Here is a 15,795-nt window from a genome sequence, read left to right on the forward strand (position 1 = left end):
ATGCACCCGCTTCTCGCCGTATCCGGCCTGAAAAAGGTCTACGAAGGTTCCGGCCGCCGCGTCGAGGCGGTGCGCGACCTCACCTTCAGCGTCGATGCCGGCGAACTCGTCTGCCTCGTCGGCCCGTCGGGCTGCGGCAAGACGACCCTGCTGAAGTGCATGGGCGGACTGCTGACGCCCACCGACGGCGAAGTGCTCCTTGAGGGCCGGAAGGTGAACGGCCCGCCGCCCGGGATGGCGTTCGTCTTCCAGGAGTACGGACGCAGCCTGTTCCCCTGGATGCGGGTCGCCCAGAACGTCGAACTCCCCTTGAAGCAGAAGGACTTGAGCAAGTCACGGCGCCGGGAGCTGGTCGCGGACGCACTGGAGTCGGTCGGGCTCACGGACGCCGCCGACGCCTACCCCTGGCAGCTGTCCGGCGGCATGCAGCAGCGCGTCGCCATCGCCCGCGCGCTGGCGTACGAGCCCCAGGTCCTGCTGATGGACGAGCCGTTCGCGGCGGTCGACGCGCAGACCCGCGCCGACCTGGAGGACCTCGTACGGGGGCTGTGGCGGGAGCGCGGGATCACGATCCTGTTCGTCACCCACGACATCGACGAGGCCGTCTACCTGGGCCAGCGGGTGATCGTCCTGTCCTCCTCCCCCACCGTGGTGCGGGAACAGCTCAAGGTCGATCTGCCGGAGGAACGGGACCAGTTGCACACGCGCGTGGCCCCGCGCTTCGCCGAGTTGCGGACCCATGTGTACGAGCAGATCCAGGCGGCCAAGCGCGGGGTGGGTGCCGTCAAGACGGATACGCCTCCGTCTCGCTGATCTGGGCGGCGGGGCGAGCACGGTCGCGTCCCGCGTTCGTCTCAGCCGCGGGCCGCCCACAGGCCGCGGACGTGGCCGATGTGCCGGGTCATGACCTCGCGTACCGCGTCCCCGTCGCGGGCCAGCAGCGCGTCGAGGAGTTCGAGGTGCTCCTCGGCGGAGGCCAGCAGGCGGCCCCCTTCCAGCAGCGCGGTCAGGCCGTAGAGGCGGGAGCGCTTGCGCAGGTCGCCGACGACCTCGACGAGGTGCGCGTTGCCCGCGAGGGCGAGCAGGCCGAGGTGGAAGCGGGTGTCGGCCTCGACGTACGCGATCAGGTCACCGGCCACCGCGGCCTGGACGATCTCCCGGGCGGCCGGCCGCAGCGCCTCCAGCGAGACCGGGTCGGCGGCCTGCGCCAGCTCCACCACCGTGGGGATCTCGACGAGGGCGCGGATGTGGGTGTACTCGTCGAGCTGCTTCTCGGAGACGGCGGTGACCCGGAAACCCTTGTTGGGGACGGTGTCGACGAGGCCCTCCTTGGCCAGGTCCAGCATCGCCTCGCGGACCGGCGTCGCGGAGACGCCGAAGCGGGCGGCGAGCGTGGGCGCCGAGTACACGTCGCCGGGGCGCAGCTCACCGGCGATCAGCGCGGCCCGCAGCGCGTCCGCCACTCGCTCGCGGTAGCTGCTCTTCTTGCCCCCCAGCGTGGGCAGGGCGGGAGCGGCGGCGGACGGGGCGCTGGTGCGCTGGGCGGCCATGGGGTGTCTCCTAGCTGTGCAATGTCACGCGACAGCCGTCATTGTCCTCGACGTCCGGAGCGTCTGCCGAAGCGTCTAGAGGACGAATCCGGCCGGGAACGGGTCGGTCGGGTCGAGCAGGTACTGGGCGGTGCCCGTGATCCAGGCGCGGCCGGTGAAACTGGGCAGGACGGCCGGGATCCCGGCGACCTCGGTGGTGCCGAGGAGCCGGCCGGTGAAGTGCGTGCCGATGAAGGACTCGTTCACGAACTCGGTGTTCAGGGGAAGTTCGCCCCGTGCGTGGAGCTGGGCCATGCGTGCGCTGGTGCCGGTCCCGCAGGGCGAGCGGTCGAACCAGCCGGGGTGGATCGCCATCGCGTGCCGTGAGTGGCGGGCGGTGGCGCCGGGCGCGACCAGGTGGACGTGGTGACAGCCCCGGATGGACGGGTCCTCGGGGTGGACGGGTTCCTCCTCGGCGTTGATCGCCTCCATGAGGGACAGGCCGGCCTGGAGGATGTCGTCCTTGCGGGCGCGGTCGAAGGGCAGCCCGAACTGCTCCAGCGCCAGGATCGCGTAGAAGTTGCCGCCGTATGCCATGTCGTATGTCACGGTGCGCCCGTCGGCGAGGGCGATCTTGCGGTCGAGGGCGACGGAGAAGGACGGGACGCTGTTCAGGGTGACCGCCGTCGCGGCGCCGTCCTGAACGGCCACCTCGGCGACGACCACCCCGGCCGGGGTGTCGAGCCGGATCGTGGTGACCGGCTCGACGACCTCGACCATCCCGGTCTCGACGAGCACGGTCGCGACCCCGATCGTGCCGTGCCCGCACATGGGCAGATAGCCGGAGACCTCGATGTAGACGACACCCCAGTCGCAGTCGGGGCGGCTGGGCGGCTGGAGGATGGCGCCGCTCATCGCCGAGTGTCCGCGCGGCTCGTTCATCAGGAGCTGCTTGATGTCGTCGCGGTGCTCACGGAAGTACAGGCGCCGCTCGTTCATGGTCGCGCCGGGGATCGTGCCGATGCCGCCGGTGATCACGCGGGTGGGCATGCCCTCGGTGTGCGAGTCGACGGCGTGCAGGACGAGTTTGCTGCGCATGACGCTCCTGGTGGACGTGGGATGCCGACGGGGCCTGTCTACGCGAGTCCGGCCGCGACCGCCTTCTCGGTGGCGGCGCGGACGGCGGCCTCCTGCTCGGGCAGCAGCGGCACGCGCGGCGGGCGCACCGGGCCGCCGTGGCGGCCGACGATGTCCATGGACAGCTTGATGGCCTGCACGAACTCGACCTTGGAGTCCCAGCGCAGCAGCGGGTGCAGCTGCTCGTACAGCTTCCGGGCCGTGCCCATATCGCCGCTGACGGCCGCGCGGTACAGCGCGACGCTCGCGGCGGGCAGCGCGTTCGGGTAACCCGCCACCCAGCCCTTGGCGCCCGCGATCGCGAGCTCCAGCAGCACGTCGTCGGCACCGATCAACAGGTCCAGTTCCGGGGCCAGTTCGGCGAGCTGGTAGGCGCGGCGGACGTCGCCGGAGAACTCCTTGACGGCGTGGATGTACCCCTCGCCGTGCAGCCTGGCGAGCAGTTCGGGCACCAGGTCGACCTTGGTGTCGATGGGGTTGTTGTACGCCACGATCGGGACGCCCGCCCCGGCGACCTCGGCGTAGTGGGCGAGGACGGAGCGTTCGTCGGCGCGGTAGGCGTTGGGCGGCAGCAGCATCACGGAGGCGCAGCCCGCGTCCTTGGCCTGCTCGGCCCAGCGGCGGGCCTCGGCCGAGCCGTAGGCGGCGACGCCCGGCATCACGCGCTCCCCGCCGATGGCGGCGACGGCCGTCTCGACGACCTTGGCGCGCTCCTCGGGGGTGAGCACCTGGTACTCGCCGAGCGAGCCGTTCGGTACGACGCCGTCGCAGCCGTTGTCGACCAGCCAGGTGCAGTGTTCGGCGAACCTGGCGTGATCGACGGAGAGGTCGTCGTTCAGCGGGAGGGCGGTGGCGACGAGAACGCCGCGCCAGGGGCGGGGCTCGGTGGTGGTCATGCGGGATCCCATCCTCATAGGGTGTGACATTTTACTGGGCTCGGGCCTCCTCGGACTCCCCGGCGTGGGCCAGCACCCCCAGCGGCACGGGGACCGCGAACGGCCGCCGGGACGGCGTGGGCTCGCAGCCGGCGAGTCCCGCGACCGCGGGCCCGCACACCCGGCCCTGGCACCAGCCCATCCCGGCGCGCGTCAGCAGCTTCACCGTGCGCAGGTCCCCGGCGCCGAGTTCCGTCACGGCCGCGCGGATCGCGCCGCCGGTGACCTCCTCGCAGCGGCAGACGACGGTGTCGTCGGTGACCTGCTCGGTCCAGTGCGCGGGCGGCGCGTACACGCTGTCCAGCGCGGCGAAGAAGGCCCGCAGCCGGGCACGGGCCGCTGCGGCCGCCGCCCACGCGCGCGGGTCGGGTTCGGTGCCGCGCAGACGGGCCGCGGCGGAGCGTCCGGCGATGTGCCCCTCGGCGAGGGAGAGGGCGGCGCCGCCGATGCCGGTGGTCTCGCCCGCCGCCCAGACGCCGGGGACGCTCGTGCGCTGTTCGTCGTCGACATGGACGTCCGTCCCGTCGAGGCGGCAGCCCAGTGTGTCGGCGAGATCGGTGTGCGGCAGCATGCCGTGGCCGACGGCGAGGGTGTCGCAGGGGATGCGCCGCGCGGTGCCGGGCCGCACCCGCCCGAGGGCGTCGAGCGCGGCGACGGTGACCGTCTCCAGCCGCTCGCTGCCGTGCGCCTCGACGAGGGTGTGCCCCGTAAGGAGCCGCACGCGGTGACGCAGCAACCGGGCCGCGTACCGGGCACCTTCGGCGACCTTGCCCGGCTGGGCGGCCAGCGCGCGGCTCCGCCGTACGAACGCCTTGGGGCCGGCGGACTCGACGAGCGCGGCCACCTCCACCCCGGCCGCGGCGAGGCCGGTCGCGACGGGCAGCAGCAGCGGTCCGGTTCCGGCGACGACGGCGGTGCGGCCGGACACCGCGAGGGTGCCCTTGAGCATGGCCTGGGCGCCGCCGGCGGTGACGACACCGGGGAGGGTCCAGCCGGGGAAGGGCAGCACCTTCTCGTAGCCGCCGGTGGCGAGGAGGACTGCGTCGGCGCGGACCTCGACGGGCTCCTCCTGTTCGGGGCCGAGCAGGGCGTGCACCGTCCATCCGTCGTCGTGCCGCTCGACGAACCAGACATGATGATCCGCCAAGTGCCGTACGGCGCCTGCCTCCACGTGGCTGCGCAGGCCGTCCCGCAGCCGCTCCCAGGCCCGCCACTGGTGGTGCAGGGCCTGCGGACGGCCGGCGCGCAGTTCGCTCGCCGGCTGCCGGTAGAACTGGCCGCCCGCCCGCGCGGCCGAGTCGAGGAGCGTGACGCGTACGCCGTGCGCCGCCGCGGCGACGGTGGCGGCGAGACCGGCCGGCCCCGCGCCGATCACCGCGAGATGCGGTACGGCCGCTTCCCGTTCCCGGTCAGTCATCGTGGCCCGTCCCCTCCTGCGTACGGATGGCGTCGCCCGGGTGCAGGGGCACCAGGCAGGCCCGCTGGTTCGGGCGGTCGTTGACGGTGACCAGGCAGTCGAAGCAGACGCCGATCCCGCAGAAGATCCCCCGCGGGCGGCCCGCGCCGCGGGTGGTGCGCCAGGAGGTGACGCCGGCCGCCCAGAGCGCGGCGGCGACCGTCTGGCCGGGGAGCGCCTCGATCTCGCGGCCGTCCAGGGTGACCGTGAAGGCGGGGCCGGGCCGGGCGTCGGCCAGGTCCAGGGGGGAGCTCACGCGGCCTCCTCGGTGAAGCGGTCGGGCCGGAACGGCGTCAGGTCCAGGTCGGGGGTCTTCGCGGTGAGCGCCTGCGCGATCAGGTGCCCGGTGCCGGTGGCGAGGCCGATGCCCGCGCCCTCGTGGCCGCAGGCGTGGTACAGGCCGGGGACACGGGGGTCGGGGCCGATGGCGGGCAGGTGGTCGGGCAGGTAGGGCCGGAAGCCGAGGTAGGCGCGCAGGGCGCGGACGTCCGAGAGGAAGGGGAACAGCCGGGTCGCGCCCGCCGCCAGGGCGCGTACGACGGGCAGCGAGAACGTCCGGTCGAAGCCGACCCGTTCCCGGCTCGCGCCGATCAGGACCGGCCCGGCCGCCGTGCCCTCGACGACCGGCGAGGTCTGCAGCGCGGCCGAGTCGCTGGCCACGTCGGCCACGTAGTCGGCGGCGTACACCTTGTGGCGGACCATGCGCGGGAGCGGTTCGGTGACGAGGACGAAGCCGCGGCGCGGCAGGACGGGGAGAAACGCTCCGGCGAGGGCGGCCAGATCCGAGCCCCAGGTGCCCGCCGCGTTGATGACGGCGGGCGCGTGGATGTCCCCCTGGTCGGTCCGGACACCGCGCACGGCTCCGGCCGCGGTGCGCGCTACGCCGGTCACGGTCCGGCCGGTGAGCAGGCGGGCGCCCGACGCGCGGAGCAGGTGGGCGGCTGCCAGGGCGGGCATCACCTGAGCGTCCTGGGGATAGTGGACGGCGCCCGGCAGCCCCGGGGCGAGGTGGGGCTCGAGCTCGTACAGCGCGTCGGCCCCGACCGGTTCGGCGACCACTCCGGCGCCGCGCTGTTCCTCGGCGAAACGCTCCAGTGCCGCGAGCGAACCGGGCGAAGTGGCCACGACGACACCACCCTTTGCCTCGTACTCGACGAACGTCCCGAATTCCTCGGCCAGTTCGCCCCACAGACGCCCGGACAACAGCGCGAGGTCCAGCTCCGGTCCCGGCTCCTTGTCGGACACCAGCAGGTTGCCCTCACCCCCGCCGGTCGTACCGCCGGCCACCGGGCCGCGGTCGACGACGGTCACGTCCAGCCCGGCCCGGGCCGCGTACAGGGCACAGGCGGCGCCGACCATTCCGGCTCCGACGACCACGACATCGCAGGTCAGTCGCTCGCTCACGCCAGTACTATGTCACATGCTTCTCTTTCTGGGAACGGCGCCGCACCACACAGGACCCGACGGAGGACATCGCAGCAGGACGGGGCGGAAGACCGCTGTTGACGAGGCGCCGTCGGCGACCTGAACGCCGACGGTGCCTGTCAGACCTCGGGGGCGGGCACCACGCTGAGGTGGCCCGCCGTACGGCGCGGACGCACCGTCCGGCGCGCCGGCGCCGCCGGGCGGCGGGCGGGGCGCAGGACCAGCGTCAGCCGGGTGTAGCCCATGTCGGCCAAGGTCCTGGGCGTCTCGTCGACGACCCGGCACTCGGTGGCGCCCCAGCGCGGGTCGGGGTGCGTCAGCGGGCGGACCGCGCCGTCGTGCTCGACGGCCTGCTCGCCGACCGCCCGGATCCAGTGCGGCAGGCCCTGCCGGTAGGCGGCCTCCATGATGGGGTCCTGGGCGATGTCCCGGCGGATCGACTGGAGGCCGTGGTCGTGGCCGTGCCGCTCCACGGCGGCGGCGAAGTGCGCCAGCATCGGCAGGCACCAGCGCGACTCGTGCTCGCCGAGGACGGTGCTCGCGTCCGGGTGGAAGAGCACGAACCGCAGGAAGTTCTCACCCGGCATCGCCGTCGGGTGCGGGCTCACGCCACGGAAAAGTGACGCGAAAGCCGTGTTGGCCAGGACGACGTCCCAGCGGTGGTCGAGAACGACGGACGGGAAGGGGACGGATTCCAGGAGGGTGGCGTAGTCCTGGAGATACGCCTGGGCCTCAAGACTCTCGGGGACGGGCCGCGGTACCGACCGCTGCCCACCTGCCTGATATGCCATCGGGAGGTCACCCCTCTTGCCTATGCGGCCCACTCGCGGCCTTGTTGATCCTGGTGCCCCGACGCAAGTCGTGTCAACTATCGTGGCATTCCATGCTTGTTGACGGCTGAAATTGGCCACAGTTGTGGCGAGACCTGGATGTAAGTTCGAACAACCCGCTACTCTCCGGGAAGTTCACGGCAACCGCTTGTGAGAAGCCAGTGAGAAACGTAGGAGATCTGTCGGTGTCGGAAGGCTTCGAGGGTCCGGGCGACGTGGCGTCGACGGTGCTGCCGGCCGTCGTCGCCCGTGTCACCGCGCTCGCGGACCGGCTCGGGGTGCCGCACGCGGAGGTCTTCGACACCGGCCGGCTGTCGGTCGCCTCCGGCGTGACCGAACCCGTGGTCAAGGCCCTGCTGAGCGGCCGGCCCGCGGGCGAGCCCGATGTCCAGGCCCGTTTCCTGCAGCGCCTGGACCTGCTGCGCCGCACCCGGCTCAAGCCGAACGGCCGCAAGTACACCCAGCAGGAGATCGCCGACGGCGCCGGCATGTCCCGGCAGCAGGCGGGGGCGCTCATCAACGGCGACCGGCGTCCCACCATGGAGCACTGCGACGCCATCCAGCGCTTCTTCCGGGTGCACGCCGGCTTTCTCACGGCCGAGGACCCCGAGGCGCTGGCGGGCACCCTGCAGCGGACCGAGCAGGAGCTCCTGCAGAAACTCGCCGACCGTGAACGCGAGGCGGCGGCGGTCGCCGACGATCCGCTGGAGCGGCTGTTGCAGGACCACGGCGTCCGCGGGATCGCCTGGCGGGCCGCACAGCTGCCCACCGACCAGCACCGCGACAAGGTGGCGGAGTGGCTGGACATGCTCTTGGAAAGCGTCAAGCGGCCCGAGTCGTGATCCCGGGGAGAACTGTGGGCATCGGTAAGGAAATGCGCCGCCTGAGCGGCGAGCTGGTCGCGGAACTGACCCTTCCGGCACCCGCGCGGCCCGCGGACCTGTACGGCGCCCTGTGCGGCGCGATGAGCAGACGGCGCGGCCGCCCGGTCCACTTCCGTACGTCCGCCTTCCCGCCCGGCACCGCCAGCGGGCTGTGGCTCGACATGGCCGACCAGGACCTCGTGGTGATCGAGGAACGCACCGCGCCCGACCACCAGTTGGTGATCCTCGGCCACGAGCTGTGGCACATGAAGGCCGGGCACTGCAGCCACCACGTCGAGGGTGCGGCGGTCGCCGCCCGCTTACTGTGCGACGACGCGGACCTGCAGGCGACGGTACTGAAGGTCGCCGCCCGCAGCCGCTTCGACCGGACCGACGAGAAGGAAGCCGAACGCTTCGGCCTCCTCCTCGCCAGCAAGTGCCGCACCTGGCTCGCCGGTTCGTCGCTGCGGGGCCCGGTGCAGCGCGATCACCTGGCGGGCCGCATCGAGGCGTCGCTGGGGTATCTGGGACCGCAGGGCTGACGCCCCGGGACCGCTCACGTGGCGCTGCGTTCGCTCGCCTCGCGCAGATCGCGCTCCACCGCGCGGTTGCGGGCCGAGTCCGGGCGACCCGCCGAGCTGCCGGGGCGGCCCGAGCAGAGCAGGTCGCGCCAGTGTTCGCGGCTCCAGTGGGCCGGTTCGGTGCCGGCGGTGAACTCCTCTACGAGGGCGACGAAGCGGGCCGGGTCGGTGTGGAACGGGAAGTGGCCGGCCTGCTCGAAGATCTCCAGGCGGCTGCCCGGCATCGCCTCGTGCGCCCCGTAGGCGTGCCGTACGGGCACCACGCTGTCCCGGTCGCCCCACAGCAGCATCGTCGGCATGCCCTCGGTCAGGTAGCAGCGGTCGAGCATGGTCACGACCTGTCCGCGCCAGTCGACGACCGCGCGCAGGGTGCGGATGAAGGCGTTGCGGGAGGTCTCGTCGGGCAGCGCGTCGACGAGGGTGAGCAACTCGGGCGCGTCCTGGCCGAGGTCGGTGTCGAGGAGCTTCATCAGGCGCACCGCGAGGCCCACTTGGAGGCGCATGCCGGGCAGGCGCAGGCCGGAGAGCATGAGGTGGGCGCCGGGCAGGGACACCAGCCGCAGGACGGGGTTCACCTCGCGGCCGACGCCTCCCGCGCTGACCAGGACGAGCCGTTCGGTGCGCTCGGGGAACTGGTAGGCGAACTGCATCGCCACGCCCCCGCCGAGCGAGTGTCCGAGGAGGGTCGCGGACTCGATGCCGAGGGTGGTGAGCAGGTCGCGCACTCCGTTGGCGTACGCGGCCACCGAGTAGTCGGCGCGCGGCTTGTCGGAGTCGCCGTGGCCGAGGAGGTCGGGGGCGATCACGGTGTGGGTGCGGGCGAGGTCCGGGATCAGTTCGGCCCAGGTCGCGGAGGAGTCCCCTATGCCGTGGATGAGCACCAGTACCGGCCCTTGGCCGGCCATGCGGAAGGCACGGCGGTAGCCGTGCACGACGCGGTACTGCAACTCGAGTTCTGTGTCGCTCACCGAGCGCAGCCGTACGGTGCGCGCGGGGCGATGTCGCGGGGCGTCGACCACGCGCTCGCCTCCCGTTCCCATGGCCGCGGCCTGGCGGCCGAGAGCCCTTCCCTCCAGCGTAGGGGCGCATTCCCCCGGGGGATTTCGGTGAGGTTTCGCCTCCGCTAAGCGGGCGAACCGACGCGCACCGCGGCCCGATTGTCAGTGGCGGACGGCAAGCTGGAGGGGCGCCGCCGATGTGGAGGCGCACGACCGACGACGCCGACCCGGGGGAGCCGACCGATGCCCACCGCCGTACTGACCGACCGCGAGCGCACCGCCGTACAGGCCTATCTGCGGCTGCTGCACACCGTGCGCGCGGCTTTCGACGTGTCGTCCGGCTCGCCGGAGGCCGGCCGACCACCCGTGGTCCCGCCCGCCGTGCTCGCCGAGGCGGAGCAGGCCCTGGCCCGCGCGGGACTGGCGGGCAACGAGGAGGCGTTCTTCCGGCTGCTGCACACCTGGTGCCCGCCGGACGCGTAGTGAAGGGGTCAGCCGTGCCGCGCGAAGGCCGTCAGGCGTGCGGCACGGCGACCGCCGTCGCCACCAGCCCTCGCCCGGCGGTCCAGCGGCCGTCGAAGTGCCCGAGCCGCCGGCCGCCCACCCATGGCCCGGGTACGAGGAGTTCCGCGCGGAAGGTGCCGCCCAGCCGTGCTCCGGGGGCGACGAGGATCTCGATGTCGGCCTCGCTGAAGTCCAGCCACTGCCCGGTGAGGGGGAACCACGCCTTGTAGACGGATTCCTTGGCGCTGAACAGCAGCCGGTCCCAGTGCGTGCCGGGGTGGTCCCGGGCGAGCCCAAGCAGCCGGTCGCGTTCCGCGGGCAGCGACACCGAGGGCAGGACGCCGTCCGGGAGCGGGCCGTCGGGTTCGGCGTCGATGCCGAGTGAGGCGAGGTCGGTGGCGCGGACCAGGGCGGCGGCGCAGTAGCCGTCGCAGTGGGTCATGCTGCCGGTGAGTCCGGCGGGCCAGCGCGGGGCGCCGCGTTCCCCGGGCAGGACGGGCTGCGGCGGCACGCCGAGCTTCTCCATGGCCCGGCGGGCGCAGCCGCGTACGGCGGTGAACTCGCGGCGCCGTTTGGGCACCGCCTGCGTCAGGACGGCCTCTTCCTCGGGGTACAGCCGCGTGTTCCCGGCCTCCTCGTGGCCGTACGCCTCCACGGCCACCACCGTGGCCGGCACCAGTTCCTCGATCACCGGGCCCCGACCTCCCCGGGCACGATCCGGCGCAGCCGCCCCGGCGGCTCCTGGCGCTTTCGCCACTCGCGGGGGTATCCCACGGACACCTCTTCGAAGCGGACGCCCTCGTGCCAGGTGGTCCGCGGGATGTGGAGATGGCCGTAGACCATGGTCTCGACACGGAATCTGCGGTGCCAGTCGGCGGTGCCGGTGGTGCCGCACCACATGGCGAACTCGGGGTACCACAGGACGTCCGTGGGGTGCCGGTCCAGGGGGTAGTGGTTGACGAGGATCGTCGGCAGGTCGTCGGGCAGGGCGGCGAGCCGGCGTTCGGTCTCGGCGAGGCGGGCCCGGCACCAGGCCTCGCGGGACGGGTACGGGTCGGGGTGCAGCAGGTACTCGTCGTTGCACACGATGCCCGTGCCGTGCGCGTACTCCAGTCCCTGTTCCTTGGTCGCGCAGCCGGCCGGCAGGAAGGAGTAGTCGTACAGCAGGAACAGGGGGGCGACGACGACCGGGCCGCCGGGGCCGTCCCACACGGGGTAGGGGTCCTCGGGTGTCGTCACGCCGAGTTCCCGGCACAGGGCGACCAGGTGCTCGTAGCGGGCGACTCCGCGCAGGGTGACCGGGTCCTTCGGATGGGTCCACAGTTCGTGGTTGCCGGGGGCCCACAGGACCTTGCGGAAGCGGCCGGCGAGGGTTTCCAGGGCCCAGCGGATGTCGGACACGGTCTCCGAGACGTCGCCGGCCACCAGGAGCCAGTCCTCGTCCGTCTCGGGGCGCATCCTCTCGACGAGTGCGCGGTTCTCCTCGTACCCGATGTGCAGATCGCTGATGGCCAGCAGCTGCCCGGCACCGGAGACCGTCGACGTCACTTGCGCCCCCTCAGAGCACCTGAATGAGGACCACGACAACACAGCGGCCCTCCCGAGGACAAGACCGGATCGAGCCGACCGATCTTCGGCGCACCCCGCGGCACGCCCCGATCATGCCCCTCACCACGGTGTCAGCATGATCGGAGAATCCGTAACACGCACGTTGCACGCGGCACCCCTTCAAAGCCGTATGATCGCCCCAACACCACCCGCCCATGAACGCCCCTCGCACGGGGCGGTTCGGTGTTCCTCCAACCACCCTGCCCGGGCACGGGCGAGCTCCGCCCTGCCCGCGAACCGTGAAAGGCGGCCTGCATGGTCTCTCGCGTACGCGTCTGGCTCAACCGCACGTACGCGGAGAACGTGTTCTTCATGGATCAGCTGCGGCGAAATCCCAGCGACCGCGCCGTCGAGATCCATGCAACGCACGGCGACGCGGACTCCCCCGTACTGGCCGCGGCCGACACCGCCGACCTGGAGCCGGAGGGCCTGTCCCCGGCCGCGTACGTCGAGTACGCGCTCGACCAGTGCACGCGGCGCGGCATCGACGTCTTCGTGCCGCGGCTGCACCAGTCGGCGATCGTGGCGCACCGCGCCGATTTCGAGGCGGCCGGTACGGCCCTGCTGGCACCGCCCCCGGAGGCGGTGGCCGTCTTCCACGACAAGGTGATCGCCTACGAGGCGGTCCAGGCGATCGGCGTGCCGGTTCCGCCGTGGTGGCGGGTCCGCGACGCGGACCAACTCGTCGCCGCCGTCGAGGAGTTGGAGGCGGACGGCCACAAGGCGTGCTTCAAGCCGGCGTCCGGTGCGGGCGGGGTGGGCTTCCGCGTGATCACGCGCGCCCCCTTCTCGCTCATGCACCTCAACGGCTTCCCGAGCCCGTACGTCCCGCTGGACCTGGTCCTGGAGGCCCTCAAGCAGGCCGACACGGAGGGCGAGGAGCCGGTCGACTGGCTGGTCATGCCGCGGCTGGAGCAGCCGGAGGTGTCGGTGGACTGCCTCACCGGCCCCGACAACCGACTCCGGCTGGCCATCGGCCGCACCAAGAACGGCCGCCGGCGCGGGTTCACGCTCGCCGAGCAGTGGCTGGAGCCGGCGCGGCGGATCGCGGAGGGCTTCGGGCTGCACTACCTGTCCAACATCCAGTTCCGGATGTTCGGCGGGACGCCGGTCCTGATGGACGTCAACACGCGCCCGGCGGGCGGGCTGCACCAGCTGGCGCTGTGCGGGGTGAACGCCCCTTGGGCGGCTGTGCAGTTGGCGCTGGGCGAGGACCCGGGCGAGATCGTGCCGCCGTTCCTGGGCCAGGACTACACGGTGGTCTCGGGCCCGCGCCAGCTGCGGCCGGTGTCCATCCCCCAGCAGCGCGCGGAGGTGCATGACCCGCTCCCGGCGGTCCCCGCACCGGTCCCGCAGCAGGCGGAGCCGGTCACCGCGGAGACCGACGCCACGGCTTCCGCCACAGCCTCGGCCTCGGCTTCCGCTTCGGCCATCGCACCGGCCTAGCCGCCGGCGTTCCGCACTCACCTCGCCCACCTCACCCGCGCCGACCGCGCCGACCGCGGCTTCGGCGGCACGGGTGAGGACCGGTGCGAAGCCCGTCGTCCGGATGGCCGAGGCTGCGGGCGCGGGCGCGGGCGCGGGTTCGGGTTCGGGTTCGGGTTCGGTTCACTCGGCCGGGTAGCCCCATTCCCTGGCCAACTCGCCCAGCCGGGGCGGCAGTTCGACCCCCGGGTGGGAGGCGCGCGCGGGCCGGATGCGGCCCGACTTGATGGTGCTGGACCAGTCGCCCAACTGCGGGCGGAAAGCGCCGTGGTCCTTGCTGCCGTAGTCGAGCATCGCGCTCTCCCACGGGACACCGAGGTAGTCGCACAGGCCGCGGGTGGTCCGCTCCGGGTCGGCGGTGAGGTCCTCGTACCTGACCACGTGGGCGTCCAGGCTCTGCCTGGCCTCCTCCAGCCGCTCGCCGTAGTCGAGGACTTCGGCGCGGATGGCCTCGTGGTCGGGATCCGCGCGGCGCTTGGTCAGGGACGTGATGACCGCGCCCGGGTGGCGCAGCAGGACGATGTAGCGGGCGTCGGGCCAACATCGGTGCAGCCGGGGCCAGATGAGGGTGTTGGCGGGCGTCTTGTCGACGATGACGTCCTTGCCGCTGCGGACGAGTTCGAGGTGCAGCACCCGGTCCCACAGGACGTGCTCCAGCTCCTCCCGGTTCAGTCCGAGCGCCTTCATGGCCTCCGCGGTGAAGTCGCGGGTCAACTCGACGTGCAGCGTGCGCAGATGCATCTCGTGCGGGGCGCGGACGCGGCTGTGGCTGTTCAGCAGCACCCTGAGCAGGGTCGAGCCGGAGCGCTCCGAGGACAGCACGAACACCGGCGACTCCACCAGGCGCGGGGCGCGCGGAGCGGTGTACTGCTCGTCGGCGGGCCGGGAGCGGGGCGCGGGTACGGCGTTCAGGTTCCGGCGCGGCGGGCTCACCGCCTCCCTCATCAGCCTCCCCCGACGCCTCAGCCCCTTGCCGATCGCGGACATACGCGGGTCTCGCACCGTGACACCTTTCTCTTGCGCTGTGCGACCGCATCCCAGAGGGAGCAGGCGAACTCCAGGTGTCGCGCAGGCGAAGCACCGTGGTCACGGAACCGCCGATTCCGCCCGTGACCAGGTGATTTACCGTTTTCTTAATTCTTCATGGGAACTGCCCCGGGAGGGCGATCTCAGAAGCGTCCCGACCCGCGGTACAGCTCCACCTCCCCGTCCAGCTCGACCGCGAGGACCGTGGCGTGCGGGTCGAGGTCGGCCGCGGCGGGCGGGTCGATCCACAGCACGCCGACGGCCTCGTGGAGTCCGCCGACGACCCGGTGGGCGAGTTCGGTGCCGGTACCGAGGACGGTGACCCTGCGGACCGGCGTGACCAGGCCGCGCACACCGATCTCGGCGCGCGGGATGTCGTACAGCGTGAGGTAGAGGGTGCGGCGGTCGGCGGAGAGGGTGCTGGGCCCGTAGTGGTGGCCGGCCGGCAGCCCGCGCACCGTCCCGTACACGGCCTCGGAGTGCTTGCGGATCCACTCCCCCAGACCTTCGAGGCGCTCGACCTGCGGCTCGGGGATGGTGCCGTCCTCCATCGGGCCGACGTCGAGGAGGAGGTTGCCGCCCCCGCCGATGGTCTCGGTGAAGTAGCGGATCAGCTGGGTGAGCGACTTGTGGTTGTGGTCGTGGTGCTGGTAACCCCACGAGTCGTTGATCGTCAGGCACAACTCCCAGGGGCCGTCCGGGGGCTCGATGGGGGCGCCCTGTTCGGGGGTGGCGTAGTCGCCCTCGCTGAGCATGCGGGCGTTGAAGACCACGTCGGGCGAGTACGAGCGGATGAGCGCGGCGAGTTCCCTGATGCGCCACTGCTCCTCGCTGCGGTCCCACTCGCCGTCGAACCACATGAGGTCGGGCCGGTAGCGGGAGGCCAGTTCGCGGATCTGGCCGTCGCGGTAGGCGATGAACCGCTCCCAGGCGTCGAGGTCCTCGAACTCGGCCGCGACCTCGGAGTAGCGGTTGTCCTCCTGCTCGGGCGGGCGGCCCGGCTTGCGGGTGGAGGCGTAGTCGGGGTGGTTCCAGTCCGAGTGGGAGTAGTACAGGCCGACCTTGAGGCCCTTCTCGCGCAGGGCGTCGGCGTAGGGGCCGATGTAGTCGCGGCCGAGGTTCAGGTCGCCGTACGCGCTGTCCCACAGGGCGACGCCGTCGTGGTGCCGGCTGGTGAGGACGGCGTACCCGGCGCCTGCCCGGGCGAAGAGGTCGGCCCAGGCGCGCGGGTCGTAGTTCGCGCCGGTGAAGCGGGCGAACTGGGACATGTACTGGTCGTGCGGCACGATGTCGTCGTAGAACGACCAGGACTCCTGGACGCCGTCGACGGCATAGATCCCCCAGTGGACGAAGATCCCCAACTTGGCGTCGGTGAACCACGGCTGCATGGGCACGGCTGAACTCCTCGTCAGGGCAAG

Annotated in this window: 17 protein-coding genes; 5 read left to right on the forward strand and 12 right to left on the reverse strand. The window is 72.4% G+C overall.

Going from position 1 to position 15,795, the window contains the following annotated elements:
- Window positions 1-813, forward strand: coding sequence for an ABC transporter ATP-binding protein (locus tag OG252_RS10505; RefSeq protein ID WP_266450271.1), 813 nt, complete (start codon window positions 1-3; stop codon window positions 811-813).
- Window positions 814-854: 41 nt separating this feature from the next.
- Here OG252_RS10505 and OG252_RS10510 read toward each other — a convergent pair whose 3' ends face one another.
- The 7 genes from OG252_RS10510 to OG252_RS10540 form a co-directional block, all read right to left on the reverse strand.
- On the reverse strand, window positions 855-1,550 hold the full coding sequence (locus tag OG252_RS10510) for a GntR family transcriptional regulator (RefSeq protein WP_329335453.1): 696 nt from the start codon (window positions 1,548-1,550) through the stop codon (window positions 855-857).
- Window positions 1,551-1,625: 75 nt separating this feature from the next.
- Window positions 1,626-2,627 carry a proline racemase family protein gene (locus tag OG252_RS10515; RefSeq protein ID WP_329335455.1) on the reverse strand — a complete coding sequence of 334 codons (1,002 nt, stop codon included), beginning with the start codon at window positions 2,625-2,627 and terminating at the stop codon, window positions 1,626-1,628.
- A gap of 38 nt (window positions 2,628-2,665) precedes the next feature.
- A complete protein-coding gene (locus OG252_RS10520) occupies window positions 2,666-3,562 on the reverse strand; it encodes a dihydrodipicolinate synthase family protein (protein ID WP_329335457.1) in 897 nt (298 codons plus the stop codon).
- A 31-nt stretch (window positions 3,563-3,593) separates the two neighbouring features.
- Window positions 3,594-5,018: an FAD-dependent oxidoreductase gene (locus OG252_RS10525; RefSeq protein WP_329335459.1), complete on the reverse strand. Its 1,425-nt coding sequence runs from the start codon at window positions 5,016-5,018 to the stop codon at window positions 3,594-3,596.
- A complete protein-coding gene (locus tag OG252_RS10530) occupies window positions 5,011-5,313 on the reverse strand; it encodes a (2Fe-2S)-binding protein (protein ID WP_329335461.1) in 303 nt (100 codons plus the stop codon). The genes OG252_RS10525 and OG252_RS10530 overlap by 8 nt, the downstream gene beginning before the upstream one ends.
- On the reverse strand, window positions 5,310-6,461 hold the full coding sequence (locus OG252_RS10535) for an NAD(P)/FAD-dependent oxidoreductase (RefSeq protein ID WP_329335463.1): 1,152 nt from the start codon (window positions 6,459-6,461) through the stop codon (window positions 5,310-5,312). The genes OG252_RS10530 and OG252_RS10535 overlap by 4 nt, the downstream gene beginning before the upstream one ends.
- A gap of 140 nt (window positions 6,462-6,601) precedes the next feature.
- The gene (locus OG252_RS10540; protein WP_266450258.1) at window positions 6,602-7,273 is read right to left on the reverse strand and encodes an MmyB family transcriptional regulator; all 672 of its coding nucleotides are present in this window, start codon (window positions 7,271-7,273) and stop codon (window positions 6,602-6,604) included.
- Window positions 7,274-7,497: 224 nt separating this feature from the next.
- Here OG252_RS10540 and OG252_RS10545 point away from each other — a divergent pair, with 224 nt between their 5' ends.
- Together OG252_RS10545 and OG252_RS10550 are read left to right on the forward strand one after the other, a co-directional pair.
- Window positions 7,498-8,154 carry a helix-turn-helix domain-containing protein gene (locus OG252_RS10545; RefSeq protein WP_266450256.1) on the forward strand — a complete coding sequence of 219 codons (657 nt, stop codon included), beginning with the start codon at window positions 7,498-7,500 and terminating at the stop codon, window positions 8,152-8,154.
- A gap of 32 nt (window positions 8,155-8,186) precedes the next feature.
- Window positions 8,187-8,717 carry a toxin-antitoxin system, toxin component gene (locus OG252_RS10550; RefSeq protein WP_266450254.1) on the forward strand — a complete coding sequence of 177 codons (531 nt, stop codon included), beginning with the start codon at window positions 8,187-8,189 and terminating at the stop codon, window positions 8,715-8,717.
- Window positions 8,718-8,731: 14 nt separating this feature from the next.
- Here the strand turns inward: OG252_RS10550 and OG252_RS10555 are convergent, their stop codons facing one another.
- Window positions 8,732-9,796, reverse strand: coding sequence for an alpha/beta fold hydrolase (locus OG252_RS10555; RefSeq protein ID WP_329335467.1), 1,065 nt, complete (start codon window positions 9,794-9,796; stop codon window positions 8,732-8,734).
- Window positions 9,797-9,997: 201 nt separating this feature from the next.
- Here OG252_RS10555 and OG252_RS10560 point away from each other — a divergent pair, with 201 nt between their 5' ends.
- Entirely contained in the window at window positions 9,998-10,237 is a 240-nt protein-coding gene (locus tag OG252_RS10560) for a hypothetical protein (protein WP_266450251.1), read from the forward strand.
- A gap of 31 nt (window positions 10,238-10,268) precedes the next feature.
- Here OG252_RS10560 and OG252_RS10565 read toward each other — a convergent pair whose 3' ends face one another.
- Window positions 10,269-10,949 (reverse strand): 4'-phosphopantetheinyl transferase family protein, encoded by a 681-nt coding sequence (locus OG252_RS10565; RefSeq protein ID WP_266450249.1) that lies wholly within the window; start codon window positions 10,947-10,949, stop codon window positions 10,269-10,271.
- Complete coding sequence (locus OG252_RS10570; RefSeq protein WP_266450247.1) at window positions 10,946-11,806, reverse strand: metallophosphoesterase family protein; 861 nt, start codon at window positions 11,804-11,806, stop codon at window positions 10,946-10,948. The genes OG252_RS10565 and OG252_RS10570 overlap by 4 nt, the downstream gene beginning before the upstream one ends.
- Window positions 11,807-12,121: 315 nt before the next feature.
- Here OG252_RS10570 and OG252_RS10575 point away from each other — a divergent pair, with 315 nt between their 5' ends.
- Complete coding sequence (locus OG252_RS10575) at window positions 12,122-13,312, forward strand: ATP-grasp domain-containing protein (protein ID WP_329335470.1); 1,191 nt, start codon at window positions 12,122-12,124, stop codon at window positions 13,310-13,312.
- A 162-nt stretch (window positions 13,313-13,474) separates the two neighbouring features.
- On the opposite strand, the gene OG252_RS10580 is transcribed toward OG252_RS10575, so the two are convergent.
- Window positions 13,475-14,353: a sulfotransferase family protein gene (locus OG252_RS10580; protein ID WP_266450243.1), complete on the reverse strand. Its 879-nt coding sequence runs from the start codon at window positions 14,351-14,353 to the stop codon at window positions 13,475-13,477.
- 167 nt (window positions 14,354-14,520) lie between these two features.
- Complete coding sequence (locus OG252_RS10585; RefSeq protein ID WP_329335473.1) at window positions 14,521-15,771, reverse strand: alpha-L-fucosidase; 1,251 nt, start codon at window positions 15,769-15,771, stop codon at window positions 14,521-14,523.
- Window positions 15,772-15,795: the final 24 nt, after the last annotated feature.

This window comes from Streptomyces sp. NBC_01352 (assembly GCF_036237295.1).
Classification (GTDB): Bacteria; Actinomycetota; Actinomycetes; order Streptomycetales; family Streptomycetaceae; genus Streptomyces; species Streptomyces plumbiresistens.